Raw genomic sequence first — 17,524 nt, 5'->3', positions numbered from 1 at the left:
CTCGACCTCCTCGGAAGAGTTTCGTCGCGCGGGGGCACCTCACCCGGTCCGGGTGACCGCGCCGCCGGGTCAGGTGGAGGACGGGAGCTGGACCACCTCGATGATCGTGATCCCGAGGGTGTCCAGGTGGTTGAGCACGCCGGTCAGGGCCGACTGGTCCTCGAGGTCGCCGTGCAGGACCGTCTGGGCGGGTTCCCGATTCGCCATCAGGGAGGGAAACACCTTGGTCAGCTCCGGCGACAGGTCGCCCTTGACCCGAATCACGTAATGAGCCATGACACTGCCCTCTTCCACGTCCGACAGCATGACTCTGCTGCGTGGACCGCCCGAGAACATCACCCGTGCCGGGGGAGCGGTCAGAGCAGACCGATGGAGCGAGCTGTGCGCAGGGCCGCCGACCGCTTGTCGACGCCCAGTTTCCGGTACAGCGACAGCAGATGCGTCTTCACGGTGTTCTCCGTGATGAACAGCGACTGGGCGATCTCGGCGTACGAGCTTCCGAGGGCCAGTTCGTCCAGGACCTCGGCCTCCCGCGCGGTGAAGCGGATCGTCGCTCCGTTGACGACGGCGTCCAGCGGCCGCGGCGGCTGCGCCGGTGCGATGTCCACGGTCGGGATGACCGGGACGAATCCGCCCCGGGAGCGCCGGTGCGCCTGGTAATGGGAGAGCTTGTCGAGCGCGGTGGACGCGAACGGGTGCGCGGCCGGCGCCGCGGTGTGTCGCTGCAGCAGGTCCATGAACCTCGGTTCGAGGCCGGCCATCGCGAGCGGGTGCAGCAGGTGTTGCGGGGCGACGTCGTTGAGGAGGTCCGCCAGCGCCTCCTCGGCCGCCGCGTCCTCCTCGATGCGGAGCAGGAGGATCGTACGGAAGGCCTTGACCGACGCGGCGAGCGCCGGATGGACCCCGGGCAGCACCAGCGCGGCGTCCACCGCGTCCAGGGTGCTGCGGACGTCGCCCTCGCCGATCGAGTCGACGGCTTTCGCGAGCGCGGCCTCGGCAGTGTTGCCGGAGGTCTCGAGGACGCCGATCTGCGCCGCGACCGAGGCCCGGTCACCGACCAGGACCGCGACCCACAGGCGCAGCAGCGCCAGGTCACGCACCAGGAACGCCGGCATCGGCCCCGAGTTCGGCGGGTCGGACGCCAGCTGCAGACGGGCCTCGTCGAGCTCGCCGTCCTCGATCACCGTGATCGTCCGCAGCGTCTCCCGCAGCGCGGCGACGAGGATGTCGGTGCTCGACGCGTCCACCGCCGTCGTCGCGTGGTGCCAGCGCCGCGCCTCGTCGAGATCGAGGCGGTTGAACGCTGCCAGCCCGAGTACGAGCTGCGCCCGGACGACGTACTCGTCCGACAACCCGTGGCTCGCCGCGGCGTCGAGAGCCGACTGGGCCGATCGGGCGGCGCTCCCGGCCTGGCCACGGGTCAGCTCGAGGACCGCCCGGTCCGCCAGTCCGGCGGCGACCAGCTGGGGATGATGTGCCATCCGGGCGGTCACCAGGACGTCGTCGAGGTGGCTGAGCGCGTCGTCGACGCGATTCGCCAGCATCTCCGCCTCGGCGAGCTCCACGAGCAGCCAGGCCAGCCGCTCCAGCCCGATGATCGCGCGCCGGTCGCTCTGGCCCCAGGCGCGTTCGAGCAAGCGTTTGGCCGCCTCGATCGCGTCGTCGACGTCGTCCCAGCCGAAGCGTGACTGCCACAGGCGCAGCAGCAGGACGTCGGCCTCGAGAGCGCTCTCTTCCGGGCCTGACCCGGCTGCGGACAGCAGGGCGGTCGCGCGGCTCGCGTCCATCACGGCCCCGGTCAGATCGCCGGTCAGGCGCCGAAGGATCCCGCGGACGCCGAGAAGATGCGTGTGCGTGTCGAGGTAGTCGTCCGGCAGCGCGTCGAATGCCGCCGCCACCAGGTCGAGGTCGCCGGCCGCCAGGATCGCCGGACCGTGGTCCAGCAACGTCCGGGCGATCAGAACCGGTTCAGCGGCCGCGAGCGCATGCCCGAGCGCCCGGTTGGCGTCGCCGTGATGCTCGAAGTAGACGGCGGCCCGGCGGTGCGCCGCGAGGACGCGTTTCGCATCGTCGGACCCGACCGCGACGAGGCGTCTGAGCAACTCGACCAGCAGCGGGTGGTAGCGGTACGTCGTCCCCGTGTCGGGCTCCTCGCCGTACGCCGTGACGAGGAGACCGCTGGCGGCCAGGTCGGCGAGCAAGGCGCCGGCGTCCTTGTCCCCGCTCAGCACGGTGGCGAGCCGCGAGGTGACGTCGGGCTCGCCGAAGGTGCAGACCAGGACGTTCTGGGTCCGCTCGTCGAGCATGTTGAAGCTCTCGCCGAGCAGGAGGTCGAGCACCGGCCGCTCGGTCAGCACCGGCGCCTGCGCGTCGCCCGAACCCCCGATCGCGCGCGCTCCGAGGACCAGCGCCGCCGCCCAGCCCGCAGCCTTCTCCTGGAGCAGGTCGACCTCGACCTGGCTGGCTCCCGCGGCGTGAGCGCGGACGAGGGCGGCCGCCTCGGCGTCCCGGAAGAGCAGATCCCGTGCGCGCAGGATCGACGCCATGCCGTGCACTTCGAGTTCGACGACCGGCAGCGGAAGGTCGTAGCGACTCGCGATCAGCAGCCGGACGTGACTCGCGGCGCCCGGCAGCAGGGCCGCGAGGAGACCGGACAGCTGCTCGAGCGCGCCGGCGGGCAGGAGGTGCGCGTCGTCGATGATCACGAGCTCCGAGTCGTCCGCGGGCATCAGCAACTCGTCGAGCGCCGCCGGGACGCCGGTCGCACTGACCCAGCGGATCGGGCTTTCGGACCGCGCCGCCCAGTCCGCGAGCAGGACGGTCTTGCCGGTTCCGGCCGGCGCGACGAGCATCGTCAGCGGTTGCCGGAATCCCCGGTCCAGCGCCCTGTGCAGACGCTCGCGGGTCACCAGCGTTCGCGGCGGGCGGGGCGCCGGGCCCGAAGGAGGCCGCACGGTTCGGTGAGTCGACCGGCGACCGGCCACCTCCGGTTGCGGCGCCATCGCCGTCCGCCTCCCCCCTGAGACTCGTCGCCTGTCCAACTCCGCGGTTCGCTCGCCATCTCTTCGATCGAGACTAACTGGTCCGGATCGATTGCGGGAGGCATCGAGCCCGCGCGGCAGGCCGGCGTGGCGGGGTTGATTGACGGCTCAGTTTTCGGCGCCGGCCGGTAGGGAGGCGGCGATCTCGTGCGACCAGGCGCGGATCTCGGCCCAGTCCCTGGAGTCGGTGGTGAGGCGTTCGAGGTCGGGGTGGTGGACGACCGCGTCAGGCTGGAGGTTCCCGGCGAACGTCTTGATCGGGGGTGCGGCGACCAGGCGGGCCAGGCGGGCCACGTCCGGCGGGACGGGCTGGTCCTGGTGGCTGATGACACCCACCGGGCCCGAGTGGAACAGCCACACACGCCGGGCGCGCAGCCGGCGCTCGTGCCGGCGGAGGAAGCGGACGGCCTCGGGCAGCCAGTGCCCCTGGTAGATCGCGCTGCCCAGGACGACCACGTCGTACGGCGTGACCGCCTGGACGGCGCCGAGTTCGCGGACGTCGACCTGGAGACCGGCCGCGCGGAGTTCGGAGCCGACCGCGGCGGCGATCCCGGCGGTCGCGCCCATCTTGGTCGCGTAGGTGACCAGCACCTTCTCGGACATCAGCGGCTCCTTCTCGTGCTTTGCCCGGCTCCCTCCTCGGCCTGGCGCCGTTCCTTGTAGAGCTCGGCGCCGAGGTGCCGCAGGACGGCTTGTTCGGCCACGGGCGAGCTGTACCGCCGGCGGGCGGCGGCGCGTCGGGCGTCGGCCTGGGTGCGGTGCTTCTCGTAGTCGCTCATGGCTGCCTCCTCTCTTACGCCTCCAGCACACGCCCGGCCGGGTACGCGCGGCAGGGCAGAAGTTCCCGCGCTTCAGGTCCGGACGGCCCTGGCAGGTCGCCGGCGGTCCTCCGAGGATGGCCGGGACAGCGGAAGTCTGCCGGGGCGGAAGGACGAGATCATGATCATCAGTAGGCGATGGCGGGTGGACATCTACGTCGACGAGCACGAGGACGACCGGACGACGCGGGCGGAGGCCCGGTTGCACACCGGGGACAACACCCACCTGGTCGGGACCGGCGCCTCGCACCGGAACCCGACCGACACCGAGATCGCCGAGATCGGCGACGAGCTGGCCGTCGCGAGGGCGCTGTCGGACCTCGCGCACAAGCTGCTGCACGCCGCGGCCTCGGACATCGAGGCGATCACCCACGAGCGCGTTCGCCTGCACGGCTGACGCCGACCGGCCCGTTCCGATCGGGACGTTGGCCTCTGGGACCCGTAGATAACCCGTTCGACCCTCATCTGCATCGCTGCCGTTCGGCGGCGGTGCAGAAGGGGGGAAGAACGATGAGATTCAAACGGGCGTACTGCGTCATCGTTGGGATCGCCGTTCTGCTGCTGGGGGCGGGAACGACGGCCGGTGCCAGCCGGGCACCGTCAGCAACGCCGGCGACCACGACGGGCATCACGATCGATCCGGCATCGGAGGACCCGGGGGAGTCCCAGTTCGTGCCGGGCGCGAGCAACGTCGTACCAGCGACGGCCGCGCCGGCCACGGACATCGGCACCGCGGCGGTCCAGAGCCTGGCGGCACCGTTCTACGCGTGCCCCGGCTACAGCGGGCTCGAGAAGACGAATCCGTTGGCGAATCTGTACGCCGACAAGTTCACCTGGGGACCGTACGCGGCGTACAAGGTCGGTAACGGCGGCGGCAACATCAACTGGTCGCTGAATCCGTACAAGAACGCCAGCTGGTACATGTGGTTCCACTCGCTTCGTTGGCTCGGCCAAGGAATCGCGGCCGCGAGCACGGGCAACCTGACGGCGCTGACGCGGGTGAACACGATCGCCTACGACTGGTACCGCGACAATCCGTACTCGTGGAAGGCGAACGTCGGCGCGTGGGAGTCCACCATGCACCGCACGAACGTGCTGATCTGCCTGCGGCAGGCGATCCTGTCCGGGCTGAAAGTCACCACAGTCCCGGCTCGGTACGCGTGGGTGGACGCGGCCCTGCTCAGTCACGCACGGTTCCTCACCAACTACTGGAGCGGCGCGTGGAACCACGGCACCGACGAGAGCATCGCGCTCTTCGGCGTTGGCGTCACCCTCAATCGCAGCGACTACAAGAACCTCGCCGTCAAACGTCTCGCGGCCGGCATCACCACCTCGATCGACGCGCAAGGTTCCACGAACGAGCAGTCGACGGGGTACGCGGCGTTCAACTACCAGCTGTGGGGCCGGGCGATCGCCGTCCTGCAGAACGGCGGTGTCTCTCCCGGTACGACGATCCAGACGCGCCGCGCACTGCTGGCGAAGTGGCTGACGCTGGCGACGAACTCAGTCGGCCGGCTGCCCCAGATCGGCGACACCGAACTCCAGGCGACCTACCCGTACGCGGGGACGCCGATGGAGTACGCCGGTTCACTGGGTACGAAGGGCACCGCGCCGCTGTGGCGGGTCGGGGTCTACTCGGCGGGCTACGTGTTCGGCCGGACCGGGTGGGGCACCGATCCCACGAGGGGCTTCAGGGGCGAGTCGGCGTACAGCATCAGGTACGGCCCGCCGCGCGCGTTCCACGGACACTTCGACCACACCGGCATCACCTACACCGCCCGTGGTCGCGACATCGTCATCAACGGCGGGTACGCGGCGTACAACGCGGGAGTCTGGCGTACCTGGACGCTCGGCCCCAGTGCGCACAGCATGATGACGACACCGATGTCGACGTACACGAACCCGACCACCAGGCTGGCGGCGTACTCGGTGAAAGCCACGTCGGAGTCCTACGTGTTCACCGACGCACCGGGCAGCGGGATCAGCCGGGTACGGCGGGTTCTGGTGCTGAAGAACCCGGACCTGATCGTGACGTGGGACGTTGCCTCCGCGCGGACCGCTCAGTCGTTCCAGACGCTGTGGCACCTGCCGTCCGATCAGCGCGCGACCGTCTACTCGCGGACGACCGCAACCGCGATCGCGGCAGGTGACAGCACGAGGACGGTCCTGTTCCAGGTGCCGTTCAAGCAGGCCCTGCCGGCCGGAGCGACGTTGGTGAAGCAGGGGCAGAGCAGCCCGATCCAGGGCTGGACCTACCCGAGCAGTTACGTTCGGAGGTCCGCACCGACGATCATGATGGCTCGCTCCGGCAAGACGGCGTCGATCCTGTCGTTCGTCGTCCCGGTCCGGGCGTCCGGAGCGGTCACCTTCAAGGCGCGCTCGTCCGGTTCGACCTTCATCGTCTCGCTGAACGTGGGCGGTAAGGCGGCAGCCATCGCGATCTCCGGCGGCGGTTCGCTCTACCGAGCCGGCTGACGGCGGTGACCAGACCAGGCACCGAGGCCAGTGCGGCCGCGTACAGGACCTCGGTGCCTGTCACTGCCTGCAGCCCGAGAAGGTCGCGCAGCGGAGCGAGGATCAGCGGCAGCACCTGGGCCGCCACGGCGCCGGCGACCGCGAGGTCGAGGAAGCGGAAGCGTCGGCCGCCCGACGGGGTCGGCCGGCGCAACGCCAGCGCGACACCGAGCTGGGCAAGCCCGAGGACGAGGTAGCTCAGGGTCTGCCACGGCGCACCGGCGCTGCGGGCCCAGAGGGCCGCGGTCAGCGTCACGGTCGCGATCAGGGCGCCGGTCCACGCGATTCGTTGCCACAGGCCCGCACCGAGGATCTGCTCCTGCGGCGACCGCGGCGGTTGCCGCATGGCCCGCGGATCGGCGGGTTCGGCGCCGATCGCGACGCCGGGCAGACCGTGCGTGAGCATGTTGATCCACAGGATCTGCCCGGGCAGCAGCGGTACGGCGAAGCCGAGCAGCGGACCGATCAGCATCACCAGCACCTCGGCGAGGCCGCCGCCGAGCGCGTACCGCAGGAAGGTGCGGATGTTGGTGTAGATCCGCCGGCCTTCCTCGATCGCGGCCTCGACCGTGCCGAGGTCGTCGTCGGTCAGCACCAGGTCGGCGGCCTGGCGGGCCACCTCGGTGCCGCCGCGGCCCATCGCGACGCCGATGTCGGCGCGCCGCAGCGCGGGCGCGTCGTTGACGCCGTCGCCGGTCATCGCGACGACGTGCCCCTTGGCCTGCCAGGCGCGGACGATGCCGAACTTCTGCTCGGGCCGGATCCGCGCGAACACCCGGCCGGCGGTCGGGTCCTGGCCGGCGTCGATGTCGGCTCCGGTGACGACCTGGCCGTCGTGGACACCGACGCGTTCGGCGACCGCGAGCGCGGTGCCGGGGGCGTCGCCGGTGATCAGCAGCAGGCCGATGCCGGCCCGGCCGAACGACGCGACCACCTCGGCGGCGTTGTGCCGCACGGGATCGGTGATCGCGACCAGCCCGGCCAGCCGCAGGCCGTTCTCGGTCCGGGGCGCACCGGGCGGCAGGGCGTTGTCGGCGACCGCCAGCACGCGGTACCCGGCCTCCGACAGCTCCGCGGCGACGGCCTTCGCCCGCGCGATGTCGCCGTACGGCGTGACGTCGGCGGTGAGCATGACCTCGGGTGCTCCCTTGCCGATGACGAGAAGGTCGTCGCTGCCGGGCTGTTCATGGAACGTGGTCATCCGTTTGCGGGTGCTGTCGAACGGCACCTCGTGGGTCCGCGGATACGCGGCGCGCAGCTCGTCGGGGTCGACCGATCCGCGGTGCGCGAGGGTCAGGAGCGCGGCCTCGGTCGGATCGCCGATCGGCTGCCAGGCAGCACGGTCGGCAGTGTCGGCAGTGTCGGCAGTGTCGGCGGGGTCGGCGGCCGGCGGCCGGAGCGCAGCGTCGTTGCACAAGGCAACGTCACGCAGCAGTCGCCGGACGGCGCCGGAACCGGGCGGCCGGAGCTCGCCGGCAGGTTCGTAGCCGACGCCGGTCGCGGTGGCTGCGCCCGACTCGGTCCAGAGCTGCTCGGCCTGCATGATGCCCTCGGTGAGCGTCCCGGTCTTGTCGGTCGCGACCACGGTCACCGCGCCGAGTGTCTCGACGGCCGGCAGTTTGCGGACGACCGCGGCGCGTTGCGCCATGCGGTGCGCGCCGATCGCGAGCGCGAGGGTGACCACCGCGGGGAGCGATTCGGGGACGGCGGCCACCGTCAGGCTCACCGCGGTCACGACCATGCTCAGGAGCGGCAGCCCGCGGACCAGGCCGGCTACGGCGACGATCGCGGAGAGCGCGACGACGACGATGCTCAGCGTCCGGCTGAGCCCAGCGAGCCTGCGTTGCAACGGCGTCGCTCGTGGGCGCTGGTTCGACAGTAGTGCGGCGATCTGGCCGAGTGCGCTGCCAGGTCCCGTCCGGGTGACGGTGCCGGTGCCGCGGCCGCGAGTGACGACGGTTCCGGCGAACACCTCGCCGGCTGGGTCCTTCTCGACCGGAACGGATTCGCCGGTGAGGGTGGACTCGTCGGCCTGCAGCTGGACCGCGTCGAACAGGACGAGATCGGCCGGTACGACGTCACCCGCCTGGAGCAGGACCACGTCGTCGGGTACGACGTCGGCGGCGGGCACCACGGTGGTGTGGCCGCTGCGCCGTACGGTGGCGTGCGGCGCCGCCAGGCGGCTGAGCGCGGCGAGCGCGTGCTCGGCGCGGATCTCCTGGACGACGCCGACGGTGGTGTTGAGGATGACGACGACCAGGATGACCGCCAGGTCGGTGTAGTCGCGCAGGCTCGCGGTGAGGATCGCGGCCGCGATCAGGAGCAGGATCATCGGATCCCGCAGCTGGACGAGGACCCGCAGCCACGGCGACGGCGGCCGCGGTGCCGGAATGCTGTTCGGTCCGTGCTCGACAAGCCGCAGTGCGGCCTGCTCCGCGGACAAGCCACGCGGAGAGGTCTGCTGAACGGTCATCGGCGAACTACGGCGTCATGCCGCGGGCGGCCCCGGTCGAGCAGGTCCAGTGCGAGGACGAGCAACAGGCTGCACATGAAGGCGGCGAGCAGCAGCTCGACGCCGCCCGTCGCGGCGAGCGCGATGGTCAGGACGTAGAGCACCAGGGCCAGCCCGGCTGCGCCGGCCTCGACGCGTCCGAGCCGGGTCGTGCGCTGACCGCCACGGATCACCCAGAAGGCGAGGCCACCCAGGAAAAAACCGGTGGACGCCATGGCGCGCGGGTCGTCGATCAACGGTACGTCGCTGTCGACCAGGTAGCCGACGTACGGCACCAGGACGGCCAGCAGCAGCACCACGGCGAGGATGTCGCGGACGCGGAGGCGCATCGCATTCACCTCCGACCGGACCGCGGCCGGGGGATCGAGACGATCGTCCAGCCGGCGGCGAAGAGGACCACCAGTGTGGTCCGGAGGGCGTCGGACCAGTCACTGGTCCAGACGGCGGTGGCGAGGACCTGGGGGAAGAACGCGATCCAGACGAGGATCTCGGCCACCAGCGGCAGGTCACGGATCCAGGCGGCCAGATCGTCCAGACGGCCCTGGGAGAGCAGGACGAAGAAGACGATCCACAGCCCGGTCATCCAGACGAACCATCCGGTCGACGACGGAGGCACCCGCCGTACTCCGCGGGTCGCGTTGGCGGTCGACGGCTTGGACATGGCGACTCCCTTCGGCAGGCTCGGGGCGGCGGCCGCAGGGGACGACGCCGTCCTCACTTCGAGCATCCGTCGCGGGGCGCGCCGTCACAGGGGGCGTTGGACCTGTTTCAGCGGGCCGGTCAGCGGGCCAGGACGCCGAGGTTCTTGCCGATCACTCCGTCGACTCCGAGGCGTTGCGCGTCGGCGAGGTCGGCCGCGGTGTCGACCGGCCAGGTGAACACGACGTCGGCGGTCCGTCGCAGCTCGGTCACCGTCTCGGGTGTGAGCAGCCGCCGGTGGACGCAGACGCCGTACGCCGGCCGCCGCCGGAGCCGGGCGCGCACCCGCCTGAGGCCGCGGCGGCTTCCGGCCGACAGGACGAGCCGCACATTCGCCAGGTCGCGAAAGGCGCGGAGCATCCACCAGTGCTGGGTGCAGACGGTGATCGCGGTCCCGGGCAGCTCGGCCGCCAGCCGCCGCGCGAGCCACGGATGGATCCCTTTGAGATCCAGCATCAACCGCGGATCGCCGTCGGCCGCCGTCAGCAGCTCGTGGAGCTCGGGCACCCGTACGTCGCGGCGCCGCACGAGCTCGCCGCGCTCCCACAGCCACCACGGCCCGAGCGTCTTGCGGTGCCGCACTTCCAAGCGGCCGCGATATGCATGGATATCGGCCTCGACGAGGTCGGCGCCGCCGTCGAGGGCGGACCGCAGCAGGCCGAGGTCGTTGCCGGCGCGGTGTGCGATGGCGAGTGGTCGCATCATGCCGTCTCGGGGTGCCGTTCGGTGAACCAGCCGCGCCAGCGCAGGAACATCAGGCTGCCGCCGATCAGCAACGCCGGGATCCAGTACAGCAACGTGGTCAGTGCGACCGCACCGAACGCCTCGCGCCACGAGACGCCGATCGCGGCCAGGCCGGCGACGAGGGCTCCGTCCCGCGGACTGGCGCCGTGGACACCGGGCAGTACGCCGGCCACCTGGCTCGCGCCGAACACCGCCACCAGCTGCAGCCCGGGCACCGGGCCGCCGACCGCGGCGATGGCTCCGACGAGCAGACCGAGGATCGTCGCCTGGTAGCCGATCGACAGCAGCACGCCGAGCGCGAACACCTTCGGCGACGGCCACGGCCAGCGGCCGGTGAGGCTCGGACGCCGGCGTCGTACGACGAGGGCCGCCACCAGGACCAGCGCCGCGGCGCCGAGAGCGATCGCCAGCACCGTCCACGGCAGCGTCACTCCGGTGACCGCCACCGCGACGACCAGACCGACCGCGCCGACGAAGCGGTCCAGCGCGACCTCGGCGGCCGCGCTGGCCCGGCGTACTCCGGTGGTCTCGAGCCGATGCACCCGCCACAGGTCGGCGCCGGCGTGCCAGGGCGTGATCAGCCCGAGGATCTCGCTCTCCGCGTACGCACGCAGGTGCCAGCGGCGGGTCCGGCCGCTGGTCGAGATCGCGTGCCACCGCAGCGGACACAGGATGTACTTGCCGATCGCGAACGGCAGCAGACCGAGCACCGCCGGTAGTACGGCGGTGTGCGGGACGCGTTCGACGTTCCACAGCGAGACAACGACCGCTGTGACCAGCGCGACGAGGCGCACGCCGCGATGAGTGATGATCTTTCGGCCGCCACGCCCCAGACGTGTGAAATGTTCTCGGCCCAGTTGCATGAGGGGTCCTTCCGGGGCCTCCGGTGCGACGCACGGTGACGCGCCACCCGGCAATGCGATGCCAGGACCATAACCGGCCGATGCAAATCCGGCATCTCGGCGCCTGTCGTGGACCTTCGTCCCGGCCCGGCCGGGCGCTATGCCTCTAGGTCGCGGGACCGGCCGGTTGCCAGCGTGGACGAAGGAGGTGCGGCCGATGGTGGCAGGGGATCTGACAGCGGTGCTGCGGGCGACGGACCGGATGCGTCACGTGGCTCGCGAGCTGCTCGTGATCACGGCGGCGATCCTGTTGTACTTCGCGGTTCGCGGACTGATGACGACGCGGATCGACACCGCCTACCGCAACGCCGAGAACGTCGTCGCCCTGGAGCAGTCGACCGGGATCTTCGTCGAACCGCGGCTGCAGGAGACCGTGATCCAGCACGGCTGGCTGGCCGAACTGTTCGGATACATCTATATCTACGGGCACTGGCCGGTGCTGCTGGTCACGCTGCTGTGGTTGCTGATCCGGCAACGGGAGGCGTACCGGATGTTCCGCAACGCGATGCTGCTGTCCGGTGCGATCGGGCTGGTGATCTTCGCGGCGTTCCCGGTCGCGCCGCCGCGGTTCCTGACGGCGTACGGCTTCGTCGACACGGTCGCCGAGCGCACGTCGGCGTACCGGGTCCTGCAGCCGCCGGCCTTCGTGAACCAGTACGCGGCCGTGCCGAGCCTGCACTTCGGCTGGAACCTGCTGATGGGGATCGCGGTCGCGAGCCTGGGCGCGCACTGGATCATCCGTTTGTTCGGTTGGCTGATGCCGGTGCTGATGTTCTGCGCGATCGTGCTGACCGCCAACCACTACATCGTCGACGGCCTCGCCGGCGGAGCGATCGCGCTGCTCGGGCTGCTGGTCGGCTACCGCCTGGGCAGGAAGCCGCGCTGGGCTCGCAGGCTCAGATAGCACAGGCCCGCCGCCGGGACCGGCGCCCAGAACTGGAGCAGCCGCCAGGACAGGACGGCGAGGACGGCGGTTTCGCCAGGGACGCCGAAGCCGATCAGGGTCGAGATCGCGATCCCCTCGACGATCGCGATGCCGCCGGGCGTGAGCGGAACGGCGGCGGCCAGGTTCGCGGCGCAGTACGCGAGCAGCAGCGGCACCGGACCGACGAGTTCGCCGTACGCGAGCAGGAAGGTCCAGAGCACGGCCGCGTCCAGAAGCCAGTTCAGCGTTCCCCAGATCAGGAAGGCCTTGCGGACCGCGCGGGCGGCCACCAGGTCACGCAGCCGGAGCGCGACCGACGTCACCCACGGCCGCACGCGGCGAGGGAGCCGGCGCAGGAGCACCCGCAGCACGCGCGCCGCGAACCGTTCGACGGCGGAACGTTCCCGGACAGCGAGGACGCCGGCGGCGATCGTGACGAGCCCGATCAGGAACATCGCCAGGTACGCCGGCGTCGCGTCGCGCAGGAACAGGGCCGGGATCGAGGTCAGCCAGGCGATCAGGAGCAGCGCGAGGTACGAACCGATGGCCTCGGCCGTGATCGTCGCGGTGATGTCCGTGGTTCGCGCCCCGCCCGACTGGAGCAGCCGGAAGCGGAGCGCGGTCGCCGTCGCCGCGCCGCCGGGTACGACGTGGCTCACGCCGTACCCGGTGACGTCGGAGCGCAGGATCCACGAGAACCGGACCCGGCTCCCACCCAGCAGCGCGCGGGTCACGAGCGAGTAGCTGACCAGGCTCGCGGCCTCGAGTGCGACCGCGGCGACGATCCAGAGCGGCCCGAGCCGCGTGACCCGATCGAGGGAGTCCCGCGCGGGAGCCAGCTTCGGGAGGACGACGTACTCGATCAGGGCGACCAGCAGGACGAGGGAGACCGCGGACCAGACCCGGCGGTACCGGACCGGCACGGTCCCCGTCGCGCTGCGCATGCGTCGCTCCTTCCTCTCCGCAGCTTCGTTCTCCGAACGCCGCCGGGGGAGGGCCGAAGGTCCGGGGCGTTCCGGTGCGGAGGGCCCTGCTCCGGTGACCGTCCGCGAGGTGTGGTGGAAGTGCAAGTGAAGGCGACAGGAAGGAGACACCATGGCGAGCACGCTGCAGCACAGGGACAACCGCCGGCAGTTCGCGGAACTGTTCGACTGGGCCGAGGGCCTGCCGAGCCTGTTCACGATGCCGGCGACGCTGCGCGGCGTCCGGATCGAGGAGTTCGCCGACGGCGACAAGTACGTCGTCCGTGCCGAGCTGCCCGGCCTGAATCCGGACAAGGACATCAAGGTCGAGGTCGCGAACGGCATGCTGACCGTCACCGCGACCCGTCAGCAGGAAGAGCGCGAAGGTACCCGCTCGGAGTTCCACTACGGCACGCTCACCCGCCGGGTGCTGCTGCCGGAGGGCGCGGACGAGCAGGCCGTCGTCGCGAAGTACGGGGCCGGGATCCTCGAAGTGACCGTGCCGATCTCGGCGAAGGCCGCCGAGACCCGCACCATCACGATCGAGCACACCGACTGAAGCCCTCCGACCCGGCCCGGCCCGGTGCACCGGGCCGGGCCCAGAAAGGACCTGACCATGAGACGGTTGGTGATCCTCGGTGGCGGGACGGCCGGCACCATGGTGGCCAACAAGCTGCGCCGCCGCCTGCCGCTCGACGACTGGCGCATCACCGTGATCGACGGCCAACGCGATCACCTCTACCAGCCCGGTCTGCTGTTCGTCCCCTTCGGCGGGCGGGAGGATCTGCTGAAACCGCGCCGCCGGCTGCTGCGGAACGGGATCCAGCTGCTGATCGGCGAGATCGCCGCCGTCGACCCGGAGCGGAAGTCCGTCCGGCTGTCCGACGGCGAGGTGGTCTGCTACGACTACCTGGTCGTCGCCACCGGCACCAGCCCGCGGCCGGACCAGACTCCCGGCCTGCTGGGCAGCCAATGGCATCGCACGATCCACGACTTCTACACCTACGACGGCGCCTTCGCGCTCCGCGACGCCCTGCAGGGTTTCACCGGCGGCCGCCTCGTCGTCCACGTCGTGGAACAACCGATCAAGTGCCCTGTCGCGCCGCTGGAGTTCACCTTCCTCGCCGAGGCGTTCTTCCGCCGGCGGGAGATGCGCGACCAGGTCGAGCTGGTCTACGTGACACCGCTGGACGGCGCGTTCACCAAGCCGATCGCGGCGCGGTACCTGGGCGGGCTGCTCGACGACCGCAAGATCGCGGTCGAGACCGATTTCCTGGTCGAGCGGGTCGACGCCGACCGGAAGGTACTGGTCAGCTACGACGAGCGTGAGATCGGGTACGACCTGCTCGTCACGGTGCCGCTGAACATGGGTGCGGACTTCGTCGGAGCCTCCGGGCTCGGCGACGAGCTGAACTACGTCCCGGTGGACAAGGGCACCCTGCAGTCCACGGCACACCCGGACATCTTCGCGGTTGGCGACGCCAACGACCTGCCGACGTCGAAGGCCGGCTCGGTGGCGCACTTCTCCGCCGAGGTGTTCGTGGCGAACTTCTGCCAGTACGTCGAGGGGCGCGCGATGACGCACCGCTTCGACGGACACGCCAACTGCTTCGTCGAGACCGGCGACGGCAAGGGCCTGCTGATCGACTTCGACTACGACACCGAACCGCTGCCCGGCCGCTACCCGCTGGGCGGACTCGGGCCGCTGTCTCTGCTCCGCGAGACGAAGGCGAACCACTGGGGCAAGCTCGCGTTCCGCTGGATCTACTGGAACCTGCTGCTCCCGGGGCACCGCCTGCCGGTCCCCACCCGGATGTCGATGAGCGGCAAACACCGACCGGACGAGGAGGTCCGACCATGACCACCGTGCAGCCTTCGATCCACCCTTCGATCCATACCGACGCGGAAGGTTTCCTCACCGAGTACGACGAGTGGACCGAGGAACTCGCCGGACAGCTCGCCGCGCGGATCGGCATCGAGCTCACCGACGAGCACTGGAAGGCGATCCGGTTCCTGCGTCAGGACTACCCGGCGCACGGCGAGACCGCGACGCTGCGCCGGGTGTCGACCCTGGCCGGCATCCCCGTGAAGCAACTGTTCGTGCTGTTCCCGGGCAAGCCGGCCAAGAAGATGGCGTACGTCGCCGGCCTGCCGAAACCCCGCGGTTGTGTCTGAGGAGGACACCATGACCACGACCATTGACACCTCGTCGCTGGTGACGCCGGACTTCGGCGACGCGGCGACCGAGGGCCGCAAGCTGGCCATCATCTGCTCCAAGGGCAACCTGGACATGGCCTACCCGGGCCTGATCCTGGCCAACGCCGCGCTCGGCGAAGGCGTGGAGACGCACCTGTTCTTCACGTTCTGGGGTTTCGACATGATCACCAAGTCGCGGATGCACGACCTGAAGTTCACGATGCTCGGCAACACCGCGACGCACCTGCCGCAGGGCCTCGGCGGCCTGCCCGGGATGACCGCGATGGCGACGCACCAGATGAAGAAGCAGATCCAGGAGATCGGCGTCCCCGACGTCCCCGAGTTCCTCGAGCAGATCGTCGCCTCCGGCGGTCACCTCTGGGCGTGCCGGATGTCGGCCGACATGATGCACCTCGACGAGTCGGACCTGTCCGAGGACGTCGAAGGCATCATCAGTGCCGCCGACTTCATCGAGAAGACCGACGGCGCCCAGATCATCTTCATCTGAGTACCCGGAGGTGTCAGCCGCCGGCCGCGGCGGCCGGGATGATGGCGACCGGGCAGTCGGCGTGGTGCAGAACGGTCTGGCTGACCGAGCCGATGAGCATGCCCGCGAAGCCGCCGCGGCCGCGCGCGCCCAGCACGATCAGCGCGGCGTCGGACGACAGGCGCAGGATGTGCTCGGCGGGATGGCCGGTGATGTGGACCAGCTCGGCGTCGTGCCCGCCGCGGGCGTGGACGGCCTCGCGGAGTTCGTTCTCGCTGATCCGGTGCAACGCGGTCCCGGCGGGTTCGGCGGCGATCACCCGGACGGCGAGATCGTGCCGGCGCGCGTGCTCCAGCCCGAAGTCCAGGGCAGTGTCGCTGGCCGGCGAACCGTCGTACCCGATGACCACCCGGACGCCGGCCATGCTGCCGAGATCGGGCCGTACGACGACCACCGGGCAGCGGGCGTTCGCGGCCAGGTCGAGCCCCGTGGAGCCAACGAGGGCGCCGATCATCAGGCCGAGGCCGCGGCTGCCGATCACCACGACCGCCGCCGAGCCGGACGCCTTGACCAGCGCCGCGGAGGGCGAGCCGCTCTCGATCCGGGAGTCGATGACGATCCCCGGCATCAGCCCGCGGGCCTGGGCGACCGCCTTGTAGACGACCTCCCCGGCCTGCGCCGGCGCGCTGCCCGGGGCGAGGGCGTAGACCAGATGCAGCGGGCTCCGCAGCGCCGCGGCCTCCTGCGTGCCCCATTTGATCGCGACGTCCGCCGCGGGGGAGCCGTCGATGCCGACGACGACCGGGAGGTGCTTCATCCGATCCTCCGGGAGTGGACGGGCGCGGTGCCCGCGCGGCCGGTGGGGATGCCGTCGCCGGCCTGGAGCAGTTCCCGCAACCGGCCGATGAAACGCGCCGCCGGCGCGCCGTCGACGACGTCGTGGTCGACGCTGACCGTCAGCTGCAGGAACTCGCGTTCCACCAGCGTGCCCTGGAAGACGATCGGCCGCCGGGCGATTCCGCCCACCACGACGCTCAGGGTGTGCAGCTGGAAGCCGATGCCCCAGCCCGCTCCGGCGCCGAACATGCCGACCGCCGTGACACCCACGGTGCCCGCCAGCGACTGCTGACGGTGGGGGAGCCGGTGGAGGGCTCCGAGCAGGGGAACCCGGACGAAGCCGGGCAGCAACAGGTACGCGTGCACCCATGGCGCCTTGTGCACCGACGGGCTGAGATGCGGGTCGGTCTTGACCGCGTGGATCTCCTGGTGGAGGTCCTTGATCGCGCGGCGGCCGGCGTCGCGGAGCACATGCGTGAACGCGAACGGCTGCCCGTCGACCTCGACCTCGATCGGCAGCCCCACGTCGACCTGGTCGAACACGACCTCCCGGCCGCGCAGGTTGCGGTACGCCTGAATGCCCGGATCCGCGGCGACCGCCGCGGCGACGCAATGGATCACGAAGGCGGTGAACCACTGGTCGGCCTGCTCGCGGCGCAAGGCGTCGCGCGCCGACGTGACGTCGACCTCGAACAGGCCGTGGATGGCGTGCCTGCGCCGTGCGGCGCGCCCGGTATCGATGACCAACTGCCGTACCCACGGCACAGCTCTGATCTGTGCGCCCACGGTCCACCTCCTGGAGCCGATCTGACCCGAGCATCGGCCTCCGGGGCCGCCGTCCGCACCGGCCGTCGGTCCTCTCCGTGCAGGACCTTGGACTCTCAGAC

General features: G+C 70.9%; 19 protein-coding genes. 7 read left to right on the top strand and 12 right to left on the bottom strand.

What is annotated here, in order from left to right:
• Positions 1-69: 69 nt before the first annotated feature.
• From AB0I12_RS13715 to AB0I12_RS13700, 4 genes are all read right to left on the bottom strand, one after another.
• Positions 70-276 carry a hypothetical protein gene (locus AB0I12_RS13715; RefSeq protein ID WP_359928943.1) on the bottom strand — a complete coding sequence of 69 codons (207 nt, stop codon included), beginning with the start codon at positions 274-276 and terminating at the stop codon, positions 70-72.
• A gap of 80 nt (positions 277-356) precedes the next feature.
• On the bottom strand, positions 357-2,909 hold the full coding sequence (locus AB0I12_RS13710; RefSeq protein ID WP_359928942.1) for a LuxR C-terminal-related transcriptional regulator: 2,553 nt from the start codon (positions 2,907-2,909) through the stop codon (positions 357-359).
• 240 nt (positions 2,910-3,149) lie between these two features.
• On the bottom strand, positions 3,150-3,644 hold the full coding sequence (locus AB0I12_RS13705) for a flavodoxin domain-containing protein (RefSeq protein WP_359928940.1): 495 nt from the start codon (positions 3,642-3,644) through the stop codon (positions 3,150-3,152).
• The gene (locus AB0I12_RS13700; protein WP_359928938.1) at positions 3,644-3,820 is read right to left on the bottom strand and encodes a hypothetical protein; all 177 of its coding nucleotides are present in this window, start codon (positions 3,818-3,820) and stop codon (positions 3,644-3,646) included. Before AB0I12_RS13700 ends, AB0I12_RS13705 begins: the two co-directional genes overlap by 1 nt.
• A gap of 160 nt (positions 3,821-3,980) precedes the next feature.
• Here AB0I12_RS13700 and AB0I12_RS13695 point away from each other — a divergent pair, with 160 nt between their 5' ends.
• Positions 3,981-4,256 carry a DUF1876 domain-containing protein gene (locus tag AB0I12_RS13695; RefSeq protein WP_359928936.1) on the top strand — a complete coding sequence of 92 codons (276 nt, stop codon included), beginning with the start codon at positions 3,981-3,983 and terminating at the stop codon, positions 4,254-4,256.
• A gap of 113 nt (positions 4,257-4,369) precedes the next feature.
• On the top strand, positions 4,370-6,334 hold the full coding sequence (locus AB0I12_RS13690; protein WP_359928934.1) for a heparinase II/III family protein: 1,965 nt from the start codon (positions 4,370-4,372) through the stop codon (positions 6,332-6,334).
• Here the strand turns inward: AB0I12_RS13690 and AB0I12_RS13685 are convergent.
• From AB0I12_RS13685 to AB0I12_RS13665, 5 genes are all read right to left on the bottom strand, one after another.
• Complete coding sequence (locus AB0I12_RS13685) at positions 6,255-8,846, bottom strand: cation-transporting P-type ATPase (protein ID WP_359928932.1); 2,592 nt, start codon at positions 8,844-8,846, stop codon at positions 6,255-6,257. The two genes, AB0I12_RS13690 and AB0I12_RS13685, sit on opposite strands and share 80 nt — an antisense overlap.
• Entirely contained in the window at positions 8,843-9,214 is a 372-nt protein-coding gene (locus AB0I12_RS13680) for a hypothetical protein (protein WP_359928931.1), read from the bottom strand. The genes AB0I12_RS13685 and AB0I12_RS13680 overlap by 4 nt, the downstream gene beginning before the upstream one ends.
• Positions 9,215-9,219: 5 nt before the next feature.
• Positions 9,220-9,546, bottom strand: coding sequence for a hypothetical protein (locus AB0I12_RS13675; RefSeq protein ID WP_359928930.1), 327 nt, complete (start codon positions 9,544-9,546; stop codon positions 9,220-9,222).
• Positions 9,547-9,665: 119 nt separating this feature from the next.
• The gene (locus tag AB0I12_RS13670; protein ID WP_359928928.1) at positions 9,666-10,289 is read right to left on the bottom strand and encodes a glycerophosphodiester phosphodiesterase; all 624 of its coding nucleotides are present in this window, start codon (positions 10,287-10,289) and stop codon (positions 9,666-9,668) included.
• Positions 10,286-11,191: a lysylphosphatidylglycerol synthase domain-containing protein gene (locus tag AB0I12_RS13665; protein ID WP_359928926.1), complete on the bottom strand. Its 906-nt coding sequence runs from the start codon at positions 11,189-11,191 to the stop codon at positions 10,286-10,288. The genes AB0I12_RS13670 and AB0I12_RS13665 overlap by 4 nt, the downstream gene beginning before the upstream one ends.
• A gap of 196 nt (positions 11,192-11,387) precedes the next feature.
• On the opposite strand from AB0I12_RS13665, the gene AB0I12_RS13660 reads away from it, so the two are divergent.
• Positions 11,388-12,134: a phosphatase PAP2 family protein gene (locus tag AB0I12_RS13660; protein WP_359928924.1), complete on the top strand. Its 747-nt coding sequence runs from the start codon at positions 11,388-11,390 to the stop codon at positions 12,132-12,134.
• Here AB0I12_RS13660 and AB0I12_RS13655 read toward each other — a convergent pair.
• Positions 12,089-13,099: a lysylphosphatidylglycerol synthase transmembrane domain-containing protein gene (locus AB0I12_RS13655; RefSeq protein WP_359928922.1), complete on the bottom strand. Its 1,011-nt coding sequence runs from the start codon at positions 13,097-13,099 to the stop codon at positions 12,089-12,091. The genes AB0I12_RS13660 and AB0I12_RS13655 overlap by 46 nt on opposite strands.
• Before the next feature lie 151 nt (positions 13,100-13,250).
• On the opposite strand from AB0I12_RS13655, the gene AB0I12_RS13650 reads away from it, so the two are divergent.
• Genes AB0I12_RS13650 through AB0I12_RS13635 form a run of 4 tightly spaced genes read left to right on the top strand, consistent with a single transcriptional unit; the run spans position 13,251 to position 15,821 of the window.
• Entirely contained in the window at positions 13,251-13,676 is a 426-nt protein-coding gene (locus tag AB0I12_RS13650; protein ID WP_359928920.1) for an Hsp20/alpha crystallin family protein, read from the top strand.
• A gap of 57 nt (positions 13,677-13,733) precedes the next feature.
• Positions 13,734-14,978 carry an FAD/NAD(P)-binding oxidoreductase gene (locus AB0I12_RS13645; RefSeq protein WP_359928918.1) on the top strand — a complete coding sequence of 415 codons (1,245 nt, stop codon included), beginning with the start codon at positions 13,734-13,736 and terminating at the stop codon, positions 14,976-14,978.
• Positions 14,975-15,292, top strand: coding sequence for a TusE/DsrC/DsvC family sulfur relay protein (locus AB0I12_RS13640; RefSeq protein ID WP_359928916.1), 318 nt, complete (start codon positions 14,975-14,977; stop codon positions 15,290-15,292). Before AB0I12_RS13645 ends, AB0I12_RS13640 begins: the two co-directional genes overlap by 4 nt.
• 10 nt (positions 15,293-15,302) lie before the next feature.
• Positions 15,303-15,821 (top strand): DsrE/DsrF/DrsH-like family protein, encoded by a 519-nt coding sequence (locus tag AB0I12_RS13635; protein ID WP_355691002.1) that lies wholly within the window; start codon positions 15,303-15,305, stop codon positions 15,819-15,821.
• Positions 15,822-15,834: 13 nt separating this feature from the next.
• On the opposite strand, the gene AB0I12_RS13630 is transcribed toward AB0I12_RS13635, so the two are convergent.
• Positions 15,835-16,617, bottom strand: a complete 783-nt coding sequence (locus AB0I12_RS13630; RefSeq protein ID WP_359928914.1) for a universal stress protein — start codon at positions 16,615-16,617, stop codon at positions 15,835-15,837.
• Positions 16,614-17,423 (bottom strand): 2-oxo acid dehydrogenase subunit E2, encoded by an 810-nt coding sequence (locus tag AB0I12_RS13625; RefSeq protein WP_359928912.1) that lies wholly within the window; start codon positions 17,421-17,423, stop codon positions 16,614-16,616. The genes AB0I12_RS13630 and AB0I12_RS13625 overlap by 4 nt, the downstream gene beginning before the upstream one ends.
• Between the last annotated feature and the right edge of the window lie 101 nt (positions 17,424-17,524).

The organism is Kribbella sp. NPDC050459 (assembly GCF_040655315.1).
Classification (GTDB): Bacteria; Actinomycetota; Actinomycetes; order Propionibacteriales; family Kribbellaceae; genus Kribbella.
The sequence above is the reverse complement of the archived record's forward strand: the minus strand, read 5'-3'. Positions and strand labels throughout refer to the sequence as shown.

Bases quoted from the DNA above. Each gene is read 5' to 3' on its own strand.
- AB0I12_RS13715 (WP_359928943.1), bottom strand. From the start codon at position 276: ATGGCTCATTACGTGATTCGGGTCAAGGGCGACCTGTCGCCGGAGCTG.
- AB0I12_RS13705 (WP_359928940.1), bottom strand. From the start codon at position 3,644: ATGTCCGAGAAGGTGCTGGTCACCTACGCGACCAAGATGGGCGCGACC.
- AB0I12_RS13700 (WP_359928938.1), bottom strand. From the start codon at position 3,820: ATGAGCGACTACGAGAAGCACCGCACCCAGGCCGACGCCCGACGCGCC.
- AB0I12_RS13695 (WP_359928936.1), top strand. From the start codon at position 3,981: ATGATCATCAGTAGGCGATGGCGGGTGGACATCTACGTCGACGAGCAC.
- AB0I12_RS13690 (WP_359928934.1), top strand. From the start codon at position 4,370: ATGAGATTCAAACGGGCGTACTGCGTCATCGTTGGGATCGCCGTTCTG.
- AB0I12_RS13685 (WP_359928932.1), bottom strand. From the start codon at position 8,846: ATGACCGTTCAGCAGACCTCTCCGCGTGGCTTGTCCGCGGAGCAGGCC.
- AB0I12_RS13680 (WP_359928931.1), bottom strand. From the start codon at position 9,214: ATGCGCCTCCGCGTCCGCGACATCCTCGCCGTGGTGCTGCTGCTGGCC.
- AB0I12_RS13675 (WP_359928930.1), bottom strand. From the start codon at position 9,546: ATGTCCAAGCCGTCGACCGCCAACGCGACCCGCGGAGTACGGCGGGTG.
- AB0I12_RS13670 (WP_359928928.1), bottom strand. From the start codon at position 10,289: ATGATGCGACCACTCGCCATCGCACACCGCGCCGGCAACGACCTCGGC.
- AB0I12_RS13665 (WP_359928926.1), bottom strand. From the start codon at position 11,191: ATGCAACTGGGCCGAGAACATTTCACACGTCTGGGGCGTGGCGGCCGA.
- AB0I12_RS13660 (WP_359928924.1), top strand. From the start codon at position 11,388: ATGGTGGCAGGGGATCTGACAGCGGTGCTGCGGGCGACGGACCGGATG.
- AB0I12_RS13655 (WP_359928922.1), bottom strand. From the start codon at position 13,099: ATGCGCAGCGCGACGGGGACCGTGCCGGTCCGGTACCGCCGGGTCTGG.
- AB0I12_RS13650 (WP_359928920.1), top strand. From the start codon at position 13,251: ATGGCGAGCACGCTGCAGCACAGGGACAACCGCCGGCAGTTCGCGGAA.
- AB0I12_RS13645 (WP_359928918.1), top strand. From the start codon at position 13,734: ATGAGACGGTTGGTGATCCTCGGTGGCGGGACGGCCGGCACCATGGTG.
- AB0I12_RS13640 (WP_359928916.1), top strand. From the start codon at position 14,975: ATGACCACCGTGCAGCCTTCGATCCACCCTTCGATCCATACCGACGCG.
- AB0I12_RS13635 (WP_355691002.1), top strand. From the start codon at position 15,303: ATGACCACGACCATTGACACCTCGTCGCTGGTGACGCCGGACTTCGGC.
- AB0I12_RS13630 (WP_359928914.1), bottom strand. From the start codon at position 16,617: ATGAAGCACCTCCCGGTCGTCGTCGGCATCGACGGCTCCCCCGCGGCG.